This window comes from Microcystis aeruginosa LEGE 91341 (assembly GCF_015206885.1).
Taxonomy (GTDB): Bacteria; Cyanobacteriota; Cyanobacteriia; order Cyanobacteriales; family Microcystaceae; genus Microcystis; species Microcystis aeruginosa_H.
The window spans coordinates 1-16,705 of sequence record NZ_JADEXY010000102.1; the positions used below are offsets into that span (position 1 = coordinate 1).

Below are 16,705 nucleotides of genomic sequence, written 5' to 3' on the forward strand. Positions count from 1 at the left end.
CAGGATATACTCCACAAAAGCGTTTAAACTCTTCTGGATTCAAATTTTTTACTTTTTCGTAAGTCATTGTTTTTCTGAGTGTTTTACTTTATTTTACATAATCAGTTCCTATTTTTGCAGGAGGTCTAATTAACACTCGTTCGATTTTCGGGGTTTCAGGAGAGTCAATTTTTCGCTTTAATTGGTAAAATTTCTCAGCGATGGCGATTGTTCCGCTAATAATGCCGATGATGGTGGCGATGGTAGCAAGGGTTCCCTCTCTCTCCACTTCGGAGATAACTTCGTAGCTGCCTTGCACCCCTTCCATCTCTAGGATTTCCTGAGCAACTTTGATAGCATCGGCTCCTTGAATTTCTATCTGCATCAGTTTTGTTCCTCCTGTCAGTACCCAAGCAAAATGATCCTAAATCCGTTTATTAAAAACTGATTATCTATTCCCCCTTTTGCCTGTCCTGATATCTAGCCTATACTCAACGAATTTAGTATGACCAGCTTAGTTGGGGAAAAATCTCAATTACCGTCAATAGTTGACCTAAGAAAATATTTCAGTCTCTCCGTCGGGAAATAACCTATTAGAGACTGAAAAATCTTAGTCATTCCATTCCCCTTTGGGTGGTACGGGGGGATTGCGTCGAAGATGACGGGTTAAGTCCTCATCCGGTTGTTTCTCTCCTCTTAGCCACTGTTTAATCGCTGTTTCGATAATGCGACTAGGATCGTTAGTCAGGTGTTTAATCTGGTCTAAAACTTCCGAGTCAAGGTGAATAGCGATTTCAACTTTCTCCGCCGTGCGCTGAGTCGGTGTAGCATTGTCGTTCATAAGCTCTATTAATGATTGCTATCTATCATTCTACCCGTCAGTCGAGGATTCTCATCCAAGAGTTTATCTATAGTAATCCGATTTGGACAAATCATAGAGCCTTTCCTTAGCCATTGCCCTTTCCCTGATTTTGTCACCATAATCAAGCCTACCATAGTTTCCTGTGGATGCCGAGAGGGGAAGCCAAGGCCGAAACCCTGACTATACTTGCAGTTTAGCTTTTTTTACCTTTACCGAAAAATTGGGTTTAAAGCCTCGCCCTTTTAGGACGGCTTTGTGTTAAACTGATTGGCAAGCGGAAAATCAGATGTGTAGTCGTGACACGCGAACTGACCGTTGGACAAAAGCTAGTGTCACCAACCCATTTCGGGTTGCCCCAATACCTCACTGCTCTAATCAAAAAAAGTACGGCATAGGTGGGAGATAAAAAAAATTAAATAGGGTAGGGCATACCCGAATTTACGCTTGGGGAGTAGTCCCTAAGAGCGCTTGCCTTGTAGGTGTAGTCGGACTAGACATGAAGCTGTAAGACCAAAATTAGCTTTGCTAGTAGAGGCAGGATTCAGCCCAAGAATCTCCGCACTTTTAGGACGGAGAGTGTCAAAAACCCCTGACTTTTGCCAGCAGTGAACCACGATGACTGACGTTCCCGTTTCTCGCATTCGCAATTTTTCCATCATCGCTCATATCGATCATGGTAAATCAACTCTCGCCGATCGCCTCCTGCAAATTACGGGAACCGTAGCCCAACGGGAGATGAAAGAACAATTTCTCGATAATATGGACTTGGAACGGGAACGAGGTATCACCATCAAGTTACAGGCGGCACGCATGGATTATACCGCTAAGGATGGTCAAAAATACGTTCTCAATCTGATTGACACCCCCGGCCATGTGGATTTTTCCTACGAGGTTTCTCGTTCTCTAGCGGCGTGCGAGGGAGCTTTATTAGTTGTGGATGCGTCCCAAGGAGTAGAGGCGCAAACTTTAGCCAATGTTTACCTAGCGCTGGAAAATAACCTCGAAATTATCCCAGTTTTAAATAAAATCGACCTACCCAGTGCCGAACCGGAACGAGTCGCAGCGGAAATCGAGGAAGTGGTGGGTTTAGACTGTAGTGAGGCGATTCGGGCCTCGGCTAAGGCTGGGATCGGTATTAATGATATTCTAGAGTCGATCGTCCAATTAGTTCCCCCTCCCCAAGATACCCTCGAAGAACCCTTCCGAGCTTTAATTTTTGATAGTTATTACGACGCTTATCGGGGAGTAATTGTTTATTTCCGCGTTATGGATGGTCGGGTGAAAAAGGGCGATAAAATTCGTTTTATGGCTTCTGGTAAAGAATTTGTGATCGATGAATTGGGAATTTTATCACCGCAACAGGTACAAGTAAATGAACTTCATGCGGGAGAAGTGGGTTATCTGGCAGCTGCGATTAAAACTGTTGCCGATGCCCGGGTGGGTGATACGATTACTCTAACCGCTAAACCAGCACAAGAGCCTTTACCCGGTTATACAGAAGCAAAACCGATGGTTTTCTGCGGATTATTCCCCACCGATGCTGATCAGTATGCCGATCTCAAAGATGCGCTGGAAAAGTTAAAATTAAACGATGCAGCTCTATCCTACGAACCGGAAACTTCTAGCGCCATGGGTTTTGGTTTCCGTTGCGGTTTCTTGGGACTGCTACACATGGAAATCGTCCAGGAAAGACTAGAAAGGGAATATAACTTAGATTTAATTACCACTGCTCCCTCGGTAGTTTATCGGGTAACTACCACCGATGGGGAAATTGTCGAGGTGGATAATCCTAGTTTGTTACCTTCCCCACAAAAACGGGAAAAAATTGAGGAACCTTATATCCAAGTGGAAATGATTACTCCGGAAACCTATGTAGGTGCTTTGATGGAATTATGTCAAAGTCGTCGGGGAGTTTTCAAGGATATGCGTTATTTTACTAAAACTCGCACCGCTTTGATTTATGAGTTACCTTTAGCAGAAGTGGTGACGGACTTTTTTGATCAATTAAAATCTCGATCGCGCGGTTATGCTAGTATGGAATATCAATTAATTGGCTATCGGGAAAATGAGCTAGTTAAATTAGATATTATGGTCAATGGTGATCCCGTTGATGCTTTAGCGATGATCGTTCACCGGGATAAAGCTTATTATGTTGGTCGCGCTTTAACCGAAAAGTTAAAAGAATTAATTCCCCGGCATCAATTTAAGGTTCCCATTCAAGCAGCTATTGGTTCTAAAATCATCGCTAGTGAACATATTCCCGCTTTAAGAAAGGATGTCTTAGCTAAGTGTTATGGTGGTGATATTAGCCGCAAGAAAAAGCTATTAGACAAGCAAGCAAAAGGGAAGAAACGGATGAAAGCGATCGGAACTGTTGATGTCCCGCAAGAGGCATTTATGGCAGTCCTAAAACTCGATCCTCAGTAAAATCTTGGGGTGAGTATTAACTCACCCTTTTTAGTTTTGGCAGAGGGAAAGAAATTATTATGAAACTTTTGAGATTATCCTATCAAGATTTAGCCTCTGGATTAAGTATAGATTCTTGCGAGTTTTTTCCAGATTTTAATTTATTAGTTGGTATCTCAGGTGCAGGAAAAACCTCGATTTTAAAGGCTATTAGTAATTTAAAAAGAATCACTAACGGTGCATCGGTAAATGGGGTGAAATGGGATGTAGAATTTTTAACCAATGATCATGTTCGTTATCATTGGTTGGGTGAATTTACTTCTGATTAAACCCTAGTTACTGAATATATTTATAGAGAGAATAGGGAAATAATTAAAAGAGAAAACGCTCAAACTTGGTTTAATGCTTAAAAAATCTGTAAATTATCACCTCTTTATAGTGTTACAGAACTGTTAATTCTTAAACCTGATCTTTATCCATTCGAGCATAATTTAATCAAATTGACACATATTTTAGTGAATACATTGTACAATTTTATCACAAGTATAATGGTAAATCCAGAAAAACAATCCTAAAAGTGCCGTCAGTCTCTTCAGTTAGCAGTTACCAGATAGAAGTTAAAAATTGGCAATTTACTTGATGTTATGGCTTCCTTAAGGGATATTCTCAGTTACTATCGCAATTATCAAAAAGCCGCCTTTTTGAGCATTGCTGCCTCCAGTGTCTTTGAAATTATCGATCTGATGGTTCCCTACGCTGTCGGACAGATTCTTAATGTTCTTTCTGATCAACCTTTAGATGGATTCGTCCAATCTTTAGTTAATCGCACGATGATTTTAACTCCCTTTGCCTCAGAAAAGTGGGTTAGTTTAGGAGTATTATTAGGCTTAACTTTCCTAACCACGGTAATTAAAGCACCAATTCAGCCTTGGGTAGGTGTCTGGTTTCACTGGGAAATATCCTTAAGAGCGCGACGAGATCATCTCAGAAAAATTATTGCCAAAATTCTCACCTTACCCCTATCTTTTTACGATGAAAATAATCCGGGACGCATCGCTAACCGGATCGCCAAAGGCATAGAAAATCATACTTGGACTTATCCTGAAGTGGCGGGAATGATGATCCCAAAATTGTTTAGAGTTTTGGGTATTTTTATTGTTATTTGGATAATTCAATGGCAGATCGCCCTCGCTTTTGTCATTTCTTTTGTATTAATTCTAGTTTTTATTGTCAGAGATTTAAAAGATTTAATGCAAAAAGAAAGAATTCTTGATCGGCATATTGAAAATACCCAAAGTCGCAATTCTGAGATTATTACTAATATCAAAACTGTCAAAGCTTTTGCCACAGAAGGACAGGAATTATATCGTCAAAAACAGCGTTTAGAGAGGGAATTTACCTACGTTATCTATCGAATTCATAAGGGTTATGTGGACTTAATTACTTGGGAAAAAACCCTCGTCCAAGCTAGTTTATTTGGAGTATTTTTCTTTACTCTCCTAGCCACCGTTCAACAGAAAATCTCGATCGGGCATTTTATCACCACCTATACCCTCGCTAGTATGGCCTATGCGGAATTAGATCCCCTATCCCAAATGGCAGAAACTTTTGCCCGTCGCTATGCTTCTATGGCACGTCTAAACGAATTTATCAACTTGCCTAGTGGTACTGATGCTGGTAGTCTTTTAGCCGATCATGCCCAACATAATCCCTATCGTTTTACGGGGAAAGTCGAATTAAGTAATCTCAGCTTTGGCTATAGTCCAGAAAGAACGATTCTCAAGGATATTAATCTGCTGATTGAACCCTATCAAACCGTGGCATTAGTGGGAAAATCTGGTTCAGGAAAATCCACTTTAGTTAAGTTACTTTTCCGCTATTTTGAACCGAATCAAGGGCAAATTATGATGGATGGCGAGGATATTCGTCGCTTGGATGTCACTTGGTATCGGCGACGGTTAGCGATTGTCCATCAAGAAGTAGATGTGTTTAATGGTACGGTGTTAGAAAATCTCACCTACGGTAATCCTAATATTAGCTTCGAGAAGGTAGAAGAAGCCTGTAAAATTGCCCGTGTCGATGAATTTATTCAGGAATTACCTAATGGTTATTCCACTATTGTAGGGGAAAGGGGCGTGCGTCTTTCGGGGGGACAAAGACAGCGTTTAGGAATTGCTAGGGCCTTAATTGTTGATCCAGATGTGTTAGTGTTTGATGAAGCCACTTCTAGCTTAGATTATGAGTCAGAAAGAGCCATTCAACTAGCCATGAAATCCATTTTAGGCACTCGCACCACGATTATTATTGCCCACCGTCTTAGTACCGTTCGAGAAGCTGATCAAATTGTCGTCTTAGATAATGGTCGCATTGTCGAGATCGGTAGCCATGATCAATTATTAAATCAGCAGGGAATCTATCAACGTCTCCACTCTTTGCAAGAAACTGGCGAACTGGTTTAGTCTTAAAATAGTCCCCGATAGCGGACCGAGAAAATATATCTAATGGGAGTTGATATCATGTCTAACGAAACCGTTACCTATTCCCTAGAAGCTGTTTTGACTAGGATTGAGGGGAAAATTGACAATCTCCAAAAAGATGTTAACCAAAAATTTGACAGTTTCCAAAAAGATGTTGACCAAAAATTTGAAAGTCTCCAAAAAGATTTTAACCAGAAATTTGACAAAATCGACGAACGGTTAAATAAGCTGGAGGTAGGACAGGCAAAGTTAACCGAAAAAGTTGAGGGCATCGATAATCGCCTAAAATCAGTGGAAGGAACCCAAAAAAATCAGGTTTGGACATTAATTATTCTTTTGGCAAGTGCGATCGCTACAGCCGGTTGGAAAGTATTTTTTTCAGGTAATCCCTAGAATTAAACAGTGGCTATTAGTCACAGTTTCAAGTTTTGTCATCCCAGAAAAACGATGTTCTCAGATAACCTCGAACCGGTTTAGCCTTAAAATAGTCCCCGATAGGGAACCGAGAAAATATATCTAATGGAAGTTGATACCATGTCTAACGAAACCGTTACCTATTCCCTAGAAGCTGTTTTGACGAGGATTGAGGGGAAAATTGACAATCTCCAAAAAGATGTTAATCAAAAATTTGACAGTTTCCAAAAAGATGTTGACCAAAAATTTGATAAAATCGACGAACGGTTAAATAAGCTAGAGGTAGGACAGGCAAAGTTAACCGAAAAAGTTGAGGGCATCGATAATCGCCTAAAATCAGTGGAAGGAACCCAAAAAAATCAGGTTTGGACATTAATTATTCTTTTGGCAAGTGCGATCGCTACTGCCGGTTGGAAAGTATTTTTTTCAGGTAATCCCTAGAATTAACCTGTGGCTATCATTAGCTTAACTACTCTCCCACAAGCCTGCTTTTTTATCAGTACAAATATTCTATAGTTCGCGATCGCTATTTTGAGTATCTTACCTATACCCTACTGAATTTTACCTATTAATCCACTTTTCGACTGCAAAAACCAAAATCAGTCCATATCTTGACTGCAAAAACGGTATTTTAACTTTATATGGGCCATTGACAAGCCTAAAAGCTTTCTTTAAACTAGATTCAGTACATAAACAAAAATTCCGATAAGTACCTATTGCAGTAGGACTTCTCGGACGTTTGTATTTACTTAATTGTTTTTGGACATTTTTTCAAGGTTAATTATGACTCAGATCACATCGGCTGTCAATGACGATGGCTACCGTTCCAGTGCTGACCTCGTACACTGTCAAAGACAAGATGAAGCGCAGACTTTAGCTTTCGCTGATTCGGCCACATCGGGAGCGAGAGTTTTTATTTGTCATGTTTACGAACAGGGGGGAAGAACTCATCTAGTTTTTTCTCTACCTTGTAGTCTGCTGATTGAATTGGCAAAATTACAGAGTGCTGAAGCTAAAAAGAATAAGTCTAATGCGGATGAAGTCATGAACAGACCACTTATTCTCCAGCACGTTAACGAGATTGCAAAATATTTGCAAGAGACAGATCAGTATATTTTGCCCCCATTCATCTTTAACTCGAATACACCGATCAAAGTTTTTACCTATGGTGCAGGTCCAGTCAAATTCGGTTATGCTGTTATGCCAATAGATGTAGAACTTTATGTTACTGATGGTCAACATCGGTTAAAAGCGATCGAAAAAGTTTTACCTGAAAAACCTGACCTGCGTAACGACAGCGTAACTGTGCTGGTAGTTCAAGAAGCAGATATGGATCAAATTCATCAAGATTTTGCCGATTGTGCCAAAAATAAACCCATACCTCCTGCTTTATTGGCTGCTTTCGACGTTACCGATCCTCTTGCTAAGTTAACTCGGACAATTACTAAAGATCTAGTCATTTTCAATGGACGGATTGATAAAATCTCTCGTACTATCGGAAAAGACACCAAATATATGTTTACTATGAGTCAGTTAAGAATCGGTGTCGCTGAATTTCTTTTTGGTTCATCTCGAAAACCAGTTATAGAATCTCATTCTCGTCAAAGCAAGAGTGAATTTTTGCTGATGTTAGAGAGACTGAAGATTTTTTACACAGAATTCGCCAAAAATAACGATACTTGGCGACTTTTGCTGCAGCCTGCATCTCAAACGGTCAATCTCAACTTATACGATCTCAGACAGCAGCGTGTGGATTTTAATACGGTTGGGTTTCAGGTACTCAGTCGCATTGGACATTTCATCTTTTTTGGCCAAGAATTCACTGATTTACAGCGAGAAGCTCTAATTAAAGCACTTGCAGGTTTGGATTATACCCGTGACTCAGCTTTATGGCTAAATAGTATCGTGATTGATGATGCTGGTGCTAAAAAGATAGTTACACAGACAACAGCAGTCGATAAAGCGTTTAAAATCGCCAGAGATGCTGTAAAAGAGAAAACTGGGATAGTTTTAATCTAGTTTCGAGTAGATTTAGAGCAATTCAGTCTTATCTCCTTTCTGAAATCACAAGCAGAGATCGAGCAGTTTTGCTTTATCTCTCTTTTTGTGTGCCTATTGATAGGTTTTACTAATTAGACATACAGTATAGAGAGGAGAACCTTAAAAGTATATATGTAATGACCGCAATCCAAACCTCTCTACTACCGAATCGTACTATTGATGAGTTCGTAGAAGATATTAAACTACTGACTCAAGAAGTACAAAAGCTCTACTGTTTAGATGAGATTCCTTGGATTATTGGTGTTTCTTGGGGAAAAGATAGTTCAGCAGTTTTACAGTTAATCTGGAATGCGATCGCTGCTTTACCATTAGAGAAGCGACAAAAAACTATTCATGTCATCACCACCGACACAATGGTTGAAAATCCCATTGTCTCTGCATGGGTTAGAAAGTCAATGGAAAAGCTGGAAAAAGCTTCAGAAGCTCACAGAATGCCATTTAAATTACATTTACTCTATCCTGCTGTGGAAGATCGCTTTTGGAGTGGATTAATAGGTAAGGGTTATCCTGCTCCCCGTTTGAAATTTCGTTGGTGTACTGGAAGACTGAAAATTAACGCTTCTAATAACTTTATTCGTGAAGTCATCAGAAATTGTGGGGAAACAATATTAGTTTTGGGAATCCGCAAAACAGAAAGCTCTCGTCGTGCTAAGGTGATGGAAAAATTAGAAGCTAAAAGACTTCGTGAGCGTTTGAGTCCTAATGCAAATATGCCCAATTCTCTAGTTTATAGTCCCATAGAAGATTGGCGTACTGATGAAGTATGGATGTACTTAATGCAGTGGGAAAATCCCTGGGGAGGAGATAACAAAGAATTATTAGCAATGTATCGAGGAGCGACTGCGGATAATGAATGTCCCCTAGTGGTAGATACCTCCACTCCTAGCTGTGGAAGTTCCCGTTTTGGTTGTTGGGTTTGTACTTTGGTAGATAAAGATACATCTCTGAGTATGATGGTTCAGAATGACCAAGAAAAGGAATGGTTACAACCACTCGTAGAACTCAGAAATGAATTAGACCTTTTGGATGATAGAGAGAGACGTGATTTTCGTCGTCTTATTGGGAAAGTACAATTATTTGAAAGAAACTTAAATGGAGAAATATCGATCGAACCCATACCGGGCCCTTATACTAAACAATGGCGAGAATATTGGCTGAGAAGGGTATTAGAGGCTCAGGAGAGCGTGCGTACTAATGCCCCAGAGGAGATGAAAGATATTACCCTAATTACCACGGAGGAACTCAGCGAAATTCGCCGGATTTGGAGGGAAGAAAAGCACGAATTTGATGACCAATTACCAAAGATTTATAAACAAGTGACTGGAGAAACTTTTCAAGACCCGCGACCGGGAGCGGATAATAATCTTTTGGGGAGTGAAGAATGGGATATACTCGCGGATATCTGTGCCGAGGATTCCATGCACCTAGAATTATTGGCTAAACTTATCGATACAGAACGTCAATATTTTCTCAAAATCTCTCGCAAGGGTATTTACAAAGACCTAGAAAAATGCTTTGAGTCTAGTTCTCGTAGTAAAGAGGAAGCGATCGAAAATGCTCGTTATGTCTATGATCTAAAGAATGCCGCTCAAAGTGGCAACATTGCTCAGGTAAAAGAACAACTCAAAGAGAGTTTTAGTGAACCGGAAAAAGACCCACAAAAACAGTTAACTTGGGCCAGTATGAAATTTCCTACAACCGATGAGGAGGAGGAATAACGGGTTTATTTTACCCGTAAACTGGCGATCGAGTTGACTATCAATAAAATTACTGTTTCCCGATGACGAGATGAAACCCTACCAAAAAATTCCTATTCGTGAATGTGGGGAACCCTTAGTACCTATACCCGCAGATAAGTTTGTTATCCCTTCTCCCCATGCTTACGAGAAATTAGGAGCTAATTATCGGGGTAAATCTCCCTATTTTTTGCGACAGGGGGTCTTAAATCCCCTGATTGATGCTCAAAACCGTCTGCAAGTCTATCAACCTGGTTGGCAAATTTTGATTTTTGATGCCTATCGACCGATCGAAGTGCAACAATTTATGGTCGATTATAGTTTTCAGACTCTCCTAGACATAAGAGGGTTAGCCAAAGAGAAACTATCGGAGGCAGAAAGTCAAGGGATTTTAACAGAAGTTTACACTATTTGGGCAATTCCCAGCGATAATGCCGCCACCCCGCCTCCCCATAGTACCGGAGCGGCGATCGATATTACCCTAGTGGACGAGAAGGGACAAGCCATCGACATGGGGGGAGAAATCGATGAGATCGGAAAGCGATCGCATCCCGATCATTATATCGCCGCAAAAAGCCCGCGAGAACAGGGTTATCATCAAAAACGAGTTTTATTGGCTAAAGTGATGGAGGAGGCGGGATTTAGCCGACATAAGGGGGAATGGTGGCATTTTTCCCTAGGGGATCAGATGTGGGCCTGGTCGCTCGATCGAGCCTACGCCATCTATGGCAGAGTGGAGGATTAGGGAGATAGCTGTTAGGAGTAAACTGAAAGCAGCCCCCCTATATCAATACTGATATACTAACAAAAGAAGAATCAAAGCTTAGACCGGCTTCTGATCGATAATCGCCAAAATTTGCTCAACAAAAGCTTGGTGATCAACTATTGGTTTAGAAATATAACCATCGGCCCGACTCTGCTGGAGAAAATTCTCTCGATCGCCTTCCATAGCGTGAGCGGTGACGAGAATAACGGGTAAATCGGCAGTTTCGGGGTTAGCTTTGAGAATTTGGCTGATTTTAATACCATCTACCGCTTTCCCTTCATAGACACTATGGGAGAGGGAGACATCCATTAAGATCACATCCGCTTCCTTGTCCCGAGCAATACGAAGCACTTCTTCCACATCTTCGGTCCCTTTGACCTCTAGACCACCTCGTTTGGTCAAAATTTTGGCAAAAACGCGAAAATTAATCGGGTCGTCTTCTACAATCAAAACAGTCGTCATAGGGATGCTCAGGGATAAACAAGGTTAAAAAGGGCAAAATGCCTTATGATTCACAGCTAGACAGATTGAAAACGAGAGACTCATGGCCAAACAACTGGATTTCTTAGCTAGTGGTCAAATTATACCCACGGCCTTACACCAAGAGATGGAACGCTCCTATCTAGAATATGCCATGAGTGTGATCGTGGGGCGAGCGTTGCCGGATGTACGCGATGGCTTAAAACCAGTACATCGTCGCATATTATACGCTATGCACGAACTGGGTTTAACTCCCGATCGCCCTTTTCGCAAATGTGCGCGGGTGGTGGGGGATGTCTTGGGTAAATATCATCCCCACGGTGATCAGTCAGTGTACGAAGCACTGGTTCGTATGGTACAGGATTTTTCCAGTCGTTACCCACTTTTATCGGGCCATGGTAACTTTGGTTCGATCGATAACGACCCCCCGGCAGCCATGCGTTACACAGAAACCCGTTTGGCTGGCATCGGTGATCAGGCGGTTTTAGGGGGAATTAGCGAAGCTATCGTTAATTTTAGCAATAATTTTGATAATTCTCAACAGGAACCCGTTGTTTTACCCGCTCAGTTACCGATACTAATTCTTAATGGTTGTTCGGGTATTGCGGTAGGGATGGCCACTAATATCCCTCCCCATAATTTAGGGGAAGTGGTGGAAGGTTTAATCGCTTTGATCGATAATCCCGATTTAAGCGAGGAAAAGTTAGTAGAAATTATCCCCGGTCCCGATTTTCCCACGGGAGGCGAGATTTTAGATGATACCGGCATTCGCGAGGCCTATCGCACCGGTAGGGGGATTATTCCCGTGCGCGGAGTGGCGAAAACTGAAACCATTATCATTGAGGGCAAGCGCCGAAGGGAAAGGACGGCAATTGTGGTTACTGAGTTGCCTTTTCAGGTGAATAAGGCGGCATGGATTGAAAAAATCGCCGAATTAGTCAATTTAGGGAAATTGGAGGGAATTGCCGATATCCGCGATGAAAGCAATCGCGAAGGCATTCGGGTGGTGATTGAATTAAAGCGGGAAAGTCAACCGCAGCAGGTTTTGGCGGCTTTATACCAACAAACAGCCCTACAGACTAATTTTGGGGCGATTATCCTCGCTTTGGTCGATAATCAACCCCGGCAGTTGTCTTTAAAAGAAGTTTTACAGGAATTCTTGCGCTTTCGAGAAACGACTCTCACCCGTCAGTATGGCGATGAGTTGCAACAGGCCAGCGATCGCTTACACCTAGTGGAGGGTTTATTATTAGCTTTGCAGAATATCGATCGAGTGGTGGATATTCTCAAAAATGCTCCCGATGGGACGACGGCTAAGTATCGTTTTCAGGCAGAATTGGGCATTAGTGACGCACAAGCTGATTCTATCTTAGCTATGCCCCTACGTCGTTTAACCGGTTTGGAAAGACAAAAGTTAGAGACAGAAGCGACGGAATTACAAACAAAAATTCAACAGTTGGAAACTCTCCTCCATAACCGTCAGGAGTTTCTCAAGTCTCTGAAAAAAGAATTGCGCTCTTTAAAGAAAAAATTCGCCGATAGCAGACGGACAAAAATTCGCACCGGCAAGTCGGGGGACAGGAAACAGGAGACAGAAGGGAAGAAACAGGATTCTGTGGTTAAAAAACAGGAGACAGTCCCGATGAAAAAATTTTCACCACCAGAGATGAAAGAGGTTTCCTTACCTACACCCCACACCCCACACCCCACACCCCCTTTCAAGTCAGAAGTTAAAAAACAGGAGAATAAAGTTAAGAAAAAGTCCGAGAGTGAGAATACACCGAGTTTAAGCCTATTTACGCCCCAAGAACCCCCAGAAAATGCGATTTTATTGCTTGATGCGGAAGACAAAATCAGTTGGACGACACCAGAAGAGCGAGCGCTGGACCAGGGTTTAATTATCTATCAACAGGCGATCGAAAAACGGGAAAATTTCCTAGTTATCCTCGATAATGCCAAAGCTTACCCGATTTCTATCCGGGAAGTTCCCCCGCAAGCGAATCAACCGGTGTTAATCTCCAGTCTGCTGACCAAAACCGCCCAAAAAGAGTCAGAAGCCGTGTTAAATCAATTTTTCTTGACAGAACCTCAAAAAAATCAAGAATTGCTTTTACTGAGTCAACAAGGGCGAATAAAGCGGCTTACCATAAATGAATTAGAGGGGGTTGGTAGTCGGGGTTTGTCCCTGATGAAATTGAAAGAAGATGATCGCCTATATGCTGCTATTTTTACTCACGAGGGCCTAGACTTAGCGATCGCCACCAGTAGCGGTCGAGTGCTGCGTTATCCCGTGCGCGAGGAATTATTGCCAATTATGGGTAAATCTGCTCAGGGTTTAGCAATTTTGCGGTTGCGCTACGGGGAACATCTAGCTGGCTGTGTTTCTCTCCCCCATCGGGAAAATCTGCTGCTGATTTCGGGATTAGGTTACGGAAAAAGACTGGCGATCGAGAATTTACGGCTATCACAATTAGGCGATCTTGGTTCACCCGCTTTACAATTTGTTAACAAACAGGATAGTTTAGCGGCTATGGTAGCGGCGCGGCCAGGGAGTATAGTGTTATTAAGTACCAATCAGGAGCGAAAACTGCCCTTAGAGGTGGAAACTGTGACAGTCACGGGTAAAGACGGGACAGGTTCACAATTAGTCAAACTCAACCCCGCAGAAAAAATTATCAAAGCACAATTGTTACAGGACACCTCGAATAAGAGATTTGTTTAACAAAGTGTCGGTCGAGGAAATTTCCTTGATATACAGTGGTGAAAAGGGAATAACTTTAAATAACTAACAAGAGGCTCCGTCACTCAAAATTTGATTTTTTGAGCTGTCCCATAAATAACGCCCTGGTTATTGAGTAAAATTAAACTTTTTTTGCCCATCAACTTAAAAACTTGCGTTTTTTGGATCATCTTAGCATAGAGGACTGAGTAGTATGAGTTAAAGCAAAGTTGATTTGTTAATTTTGTCTATCAGTGTAATCTGGGTGAAATCTCTCACTTTTTTCCCTGATCAATTACTAAGGGGTAAGCTTAGACGCACTTCAGTTACATATCTTGATAATTCAAAAAACTCTCAACCGCTTATTAATCCTGCCTCCTGCCTTGCTAAAACGCATCTTAGATGCGTTTTAGCTTACCTCAATCAATTGGACTTATTGAGAAAATCTTCGCACTAATTGAGAATAAACCAAGGTTTCATGAGGGTTTCAGGCGGTGCAATACTAAAGTAAATCTATTTTTTGAGCTACCCTACACCATCTCTAAACAATGGCGAAAAAACCGAAAAATGTTGCTCGTAAACACCGGTATTGGCAAAGATGGTTAAAACTAACTCTGATTGCAGTTTTTGGGTTTATTATCCTTAATCTAGCGATTAATTTAGCCCTCCGCTTGCCAATTAATCAACAAAAACCCGTTGATGCCATTTTAGTTTTGGGGGGCAGCATTCGTCGGGAAATTTATGTAGCCAATCTAGCCCAGCAATACCCCGATATACCGATTTTAATTTCCCAAGGCTCGAAAGACCCCTGTATTTTATTACTATTTGAACAGGCAAAAGCACCAAAAACTAACGTCTGGTTAGAAAAGTGTGCCGATTCTACCTTCGGCAATTTTTTCTTTGCTGTGCCAATTTTAAAACAATGGGGAGTACATAAAGTAAAAGTTGTCACCTCTCCTACTCATTTACCTCGCGCTAAATGGTTAGCAGAAATTCACTTGCAATCCCACGGTATAGCAGTAGAAATCGATGCAGTCAGAGAAATTGGTGTGCCGGGTAATCACGAATCAAAGCTAAAAACTGGGTTAGATGTGACTAGAAGTATAATTTGGGCTTTTGTCGGACAATTAATCTATCCCCCCTGTTGGCAAGTCATTCCCTTAAATTCCGTTGATTTAGAAGCTTGGCGCGATCAAGGTTTTCAATGTGAATCTCAAGGTAATATCCGCTAAACAATCGGTAATGATTCGGTGGTAGTGCCGTAGCCCTCTTGCTTACCTGGTATGAATTGTGTAAAATATTTATTAATAAAAATAATTGGCTAAAATCAGTCTTTAAACCTCTAGCTTGATCATGACTTTTCTGATAAATGTCTTTTTCTTGCTCCTGTCTTGCTTACTCAAATATTATACTAAATTCGGTTATTAAAAACTGATTATTTATTCCCCTTTGCCTCTTGCCTTCTGCCTCTCCTGATATGTAGCCTGTAGCTCAACGGATTTAGTATAATACCTTTCGACAAAGGATTTCTCGGCTGGTGAGAGAGAGTCTATCTTTGCTCTAAAAAAATGGAGAATCACGTTGGGGAACCCTTTGGTATTTTATCCATGACTACAATGCACAGCAAAGCAAAGGATTAAGCCGCCATCACTACTAAGCTAAGACGCATTTAACCCGCTTATTCTTAGATTAGCCGAACCTCCCCCAATCCCTTTACTCTTGCCTTTTGCCTTTTGCCTCTTGCCTCGTCTCAACAAGCAATTTAAATTACGAACAGCTTACCGAATCACCACCAAAACCCCAACACCTAAAACCTCTCTCCTATCTCCTAAATAGGGTTTGCTGAAAAAGCTTTTCCTAGGGGCAGGGTGTGGGGTGTGGGGTTTTACCAATTTTGAGGTAGTCAGTTACCTAATTTTCAGGGAAAAAGTACCTGAATTTTCCCCCCGATCCCCGCAACGGCTGGCACTTTTTGAGGGAAAAAAGTCTAAAAGTCTTATCCAACAAGGTTTTTAGATTTATTCAGCAAGCTCTAAATACTGTCTCCCGACTCGGAGAATACTGACTTCTAACCCGATGTTGGACAAAGATAAGTAAAATTTATTGATTGAGTGCAAAAACTTGAGAATATTTAAATTAATATTCCGCAATATTTACAAATTCTTAAAAATTAATTGAGAAAGATTTTTATTTAACAACGATGTTACAATGGTTACAGCGATTTTACTGAATTTCATAATGGGTTATTTTGTGCTTTTTTGGACAGCAATAGTTGAAACCCTTGCCACACCTAGAAGGTGATCCTAATTAAGACGGTTAAATCAGTCAATTTCACCCACAACGATGATCTTTTTTTTGTGTAGTTTTATTGCAAAAAAAAATTTTTTTTGACAAAAAGGACAAAGTATGATATGTCCCAACGTATTTCTGGCTGCGAGTAATTATTGTAGGGCTTGCTGAATAATGGTAAAACCCTTTTAAAATAAGGCTTTTGACCTGTTAAAGTCCGATGTTAGTGCAAGAAAATAGGATTGGGACTTTCAAAAACCTTGCATTATCCTTCTTGTAGTACATCGCTTGGTACAAAAAACAAGGGCAACAAAGCCTGAAACTCCTGACTCCTGACTCCTGACTCCTGACTCCTACCCCCAGGAAAAACTTTTTCAGCAGACCCTATTAGACCTCCTGCAAAAGTCTTATTCAGCTACTTGATGATAGCCTAAAGCAAGTTCATAGTTGTAAATGCCAGCGATTAAATTAAATCTCAGACCAAAACGCCGTCTCCGATTCCTATATCTTGATGAT

13 protein-coding genes and 1 pseudogene are annotated in these 16,705 nt (G+C 41.2%); 10 read left to right on the forward strand and 4 right to left on the reverse strand.

What is annotated here, in order from left to right; genetic code table 11:
* Nucleotides 1-88: 88 nt before the first annotated feature.
* Both IQ234_RS14985 and IQ234_RS14990 read right to left on the reverse strand, forming a co-directional pair.
* A complete protein-coding gene (locus IQ234_RS14985) occupies nt 89-364 on the reverse strand; it encodes a hypothetical protein (protein ID WP_193957670.1) in 276 nt (91 codons plus the stop codon).
* Nucleotides 365-589: 225 nt separating this feature from the next.
* Complete coding sequence (locus IQ234_RS14990) at nt 590-820, reverse strand: type II toxin-antitoxin system CcdA family antitoxin (protein WP_002732463.1); 231 nt, start codon at nt 818-820, stop codon at nt 590-592.
* A 636-nt stretch (nt 821-1,456) separates the two neighbouring features.
* On the opposite strand from IQ234_RS14990, the gene lepA reads away from it, so the two are divergent.
* The 8 genes from lepA (at nt 1,457) to IQ234_RS15030 (ending at nt 10,680) form a co-directional block, all read left to right on the forward strand.
* Nucleotides 1,457-3,268: a translation elongation factor 4 gene (lepA, locus tag IQ234_RS14995; protein ID WP_002744314.1), complete on the forward strand. Its 1,812-nt coding sequence runs from the start codon at nt 1,457-1,459 to the stop codon at nt 3,266-3,268.
* A 59-nt stretch (nt 3,269-3,327) separates the two neighbouring features.
* A complete protein-coding gene (locus IQ234_RS15000) occupies nt 3,328-3,576 on the forward strand; it encodes a hypothetical protein (RefSeq protein WP_228008568.1) in 249 nt (82 codons plus the stop codon).
* A gap of 315 nt (nt 3,577-3,891) precedes the next feature.
* Nucleotides 3,892-5,706, forward strand: coding sequence for an ABC transporter ATP-binding protein (locus IQ234_RS15005; protein WP_193957671.1), 1,815 nt, complete (start codon nt 3,892-3,894; stop codon nt 5,704-5,706).
* Between the two features lie 57 nt (nt 5,707-5,763).
* Complete coding sequence (locus IQ234_RS15010) at nt 5,764-6,117, forward strand: DUF4164 family protein (protein WP_193957672.1); 354 nt, start codon at nt 5,764-5,766, stop codon at nt 6,115-6,117.
* A 141-nt stretch (nt 6,118-6,258) separates the two neighbouring features.
* Nucleotides 6,259-6,579: a DUF4164 family protein gene (locus tag IQ234_RS15015; RefSeq protein WP_193957673.1), complete on the forward strand. Its 321-nt coding sequence runs from the start codon at nt 6,259-6,261 to the stop codon at nt 6,577-6,579.
* 342 nt (nt 6,580-6,921) lie between these two features.
* Nucleotides 6,922-8,157 carry a DNA sulfur modification protein DndB gene (locus tag IQ234_RS15020; RefSeq protein ID WP_185241416.1) on the forward strand — a complete coding sequence of 412 codons (1,236 nt, stop codon included), beginning with the start codon at nt 6,922-6,924 and terminating at the stop codon, nt 8,155-8,157.
* A gap of 158 nt (nt 8,158-8,315) precedes the next feature.
* Nucleotides 8,316-9,917, forward strand: coding sequence for a DNA phosphorothioation system sulfurtransferase DndC (dndC, locus tag IQ234_RS15025; RefSeq protein ID WP_193957674.1), 1,602 nt, complete (start codon nt 8,316-8,318; stop codon nt 9,915-9,917).
* Between the two features lie 70 nt (nt 9,918-9,987).
* Nucleotides 9,988-10,680 carry a M15 family metallopeptidase gene (locus tag IQ234_RS15030; RefSeq protein WP_193957675.1) on the forward strand — a complete coding sequence of 231 codons (693 nt, stop codon included), beginning with the start codon at nt 9,988-9,990 and terminating at the stop codon, nt 10,678-10,680.
* A 78-nt stretch (nt 10,681-10,758) separates the two neighbouring features.
* Here IQ234_RS15030 and IQ234_RS15035 read toward each other — a convergent pair whose 3' ends face one another.
* Nucleotides 10,759-11,163, reverse strand: a complete 405-nt coding sequence (locus IQ234_RS15035) for a response regulator (RefSeq protein ID WP_193957676.1) — start codon at nt 11,161-11,163, stop codon at nt 10,759-10,761.
* Nucleotides 11,164-11,245: 82 nt separating this feature from the next.
* On the opposite strand from IQ234_RS15035, the gene IQ234_RS15040 reads away from it, so the two are divergent.
* Together IQ234_RS15040 and IQ234_RS15045 are read left to right on the forward strand one after the other, a co-directional pair.
* Complete coding sequence (locus tag IQ234_RS15040) at nt 11,246-13,903, forward strand: DNA gyrase/topoisomerase IV subunit A (protein WP_193957677.1); 2,658 nt, start codon at nt 11,246-11,248, stop codon at nt 13,901-13,903.
* A 545-nt stretch (nt 13,904-14,448) separates the two neighbouring features.
* On the forward strand, nt 14,449-15,132 hold the full coding sequence (locus tag IQ234_RS15045) for a YdcF family protein (protein WP_193957678.1): 684 nt from the start codon (nt 14,449-14,451) through the stop codon (nt 15,130-15,132).
* 1,464 nt (nt 15,133-16,596) lie between these two features.
* On the opposite strand, the pseudogene IQ234_RS15050 reads toward IQ234_RS15045, so the two are convergent.
* A pseudogene (locus IQ234_RS15050) lies at nt 16,597-16,705 on the reverse strand (IS5/IS1182 family transposase); the annotation flags it as partial.

Bases quoted from the DNA above. Each gene is read 5' to 3' on its own strand.
- IQ234_RS14985 (WP_193957670.1), bottom strand. From the start codon at position 364: ATGCAGATAGAAATTCAAGGAGCCGATGCTATCAAAGTTGCTCAGGAA.
- IQ234_RS14990 (WP_002732463.1), bottom strand. From the start codon at position 820: ATGAACGACAATGCTACACCGACTCAGCGCACGGCGGAGAAAGTTGAA.
- lepA (WP_002744314.1), top strand. From the start codon at position 1,457: ATGACTGACGTTCCCGTTTCTCGCATTCGCAATTTTTCCATCATCGCT.
- IQ234_RS15000 (WP_228008568.1), top strand. From the start codon at position 3,328: ATGAAACTTTTGAGATTATCCTATCAAGATTTAGCCTCTGGATTAAGT.
- IQ234_RS15005 (WP_193957671.1), top strand. From the start codon at position 3,892: ATGGCTTCCTTAAGGGATATTCTCAGTTACTATCGCAATTATCAAAAA.
- IQ234_RS15010 (WP_193957672.1), top strand. From the start codon at position 5,764: ATGTCTAACGAAACCGTTACCTATTCCCTAGAAGCTGTTTTGACTAGG.
- IQ234_RS15015 (WP_193957673.1), top strand. From the start codon at position 6,259: ATGTCTAACGAAACCGTTACCTATTCCCTAGAAGCTGTTTTGACGAGG.
- IQ234_RS15020 (WP_185241416.1), top strand. From the start codon at position 6,922: ATGACTCAGATCACATCGGCTGTCAATGACGATGGCTACCGTTCCAGT.
- dndC (WP_193957674.1), top strand. From the start codon at position 8,316: ATGACCGCAATCCAAACCTCTCTACTACCGAATCGTACTATTGATGAG.
- IQ234_RS15030 (WP_193957675.1), top strand. From the start codon at position 9,988: ATGAAACCCTACCAAAAAATTCCTATTCGTGAATGTGGGGAACCCTTA.
- IQ234_RS15035 (WP_193957676.1), bottom strand. From the start codon at position 11,163: ATGACGACTGTTTTGATTGTAGAAGACGACCCGATTAATTTTCGCGTT.
- IQ234_RS15040 (WP_193957677.1), top strand. From the start codon at position 11,246: ATGGCCAAACAACTGGATTTCTTAGCTAGTGGTCAAATTATACCCACG.
- IQ234_RS15045 (WP_193957678.1), top strand. From the start codon at position 14,449: ATGGCGAAAAAACCGAAAAATGTTGCTCGTAAACACCGGTATTGGCAA.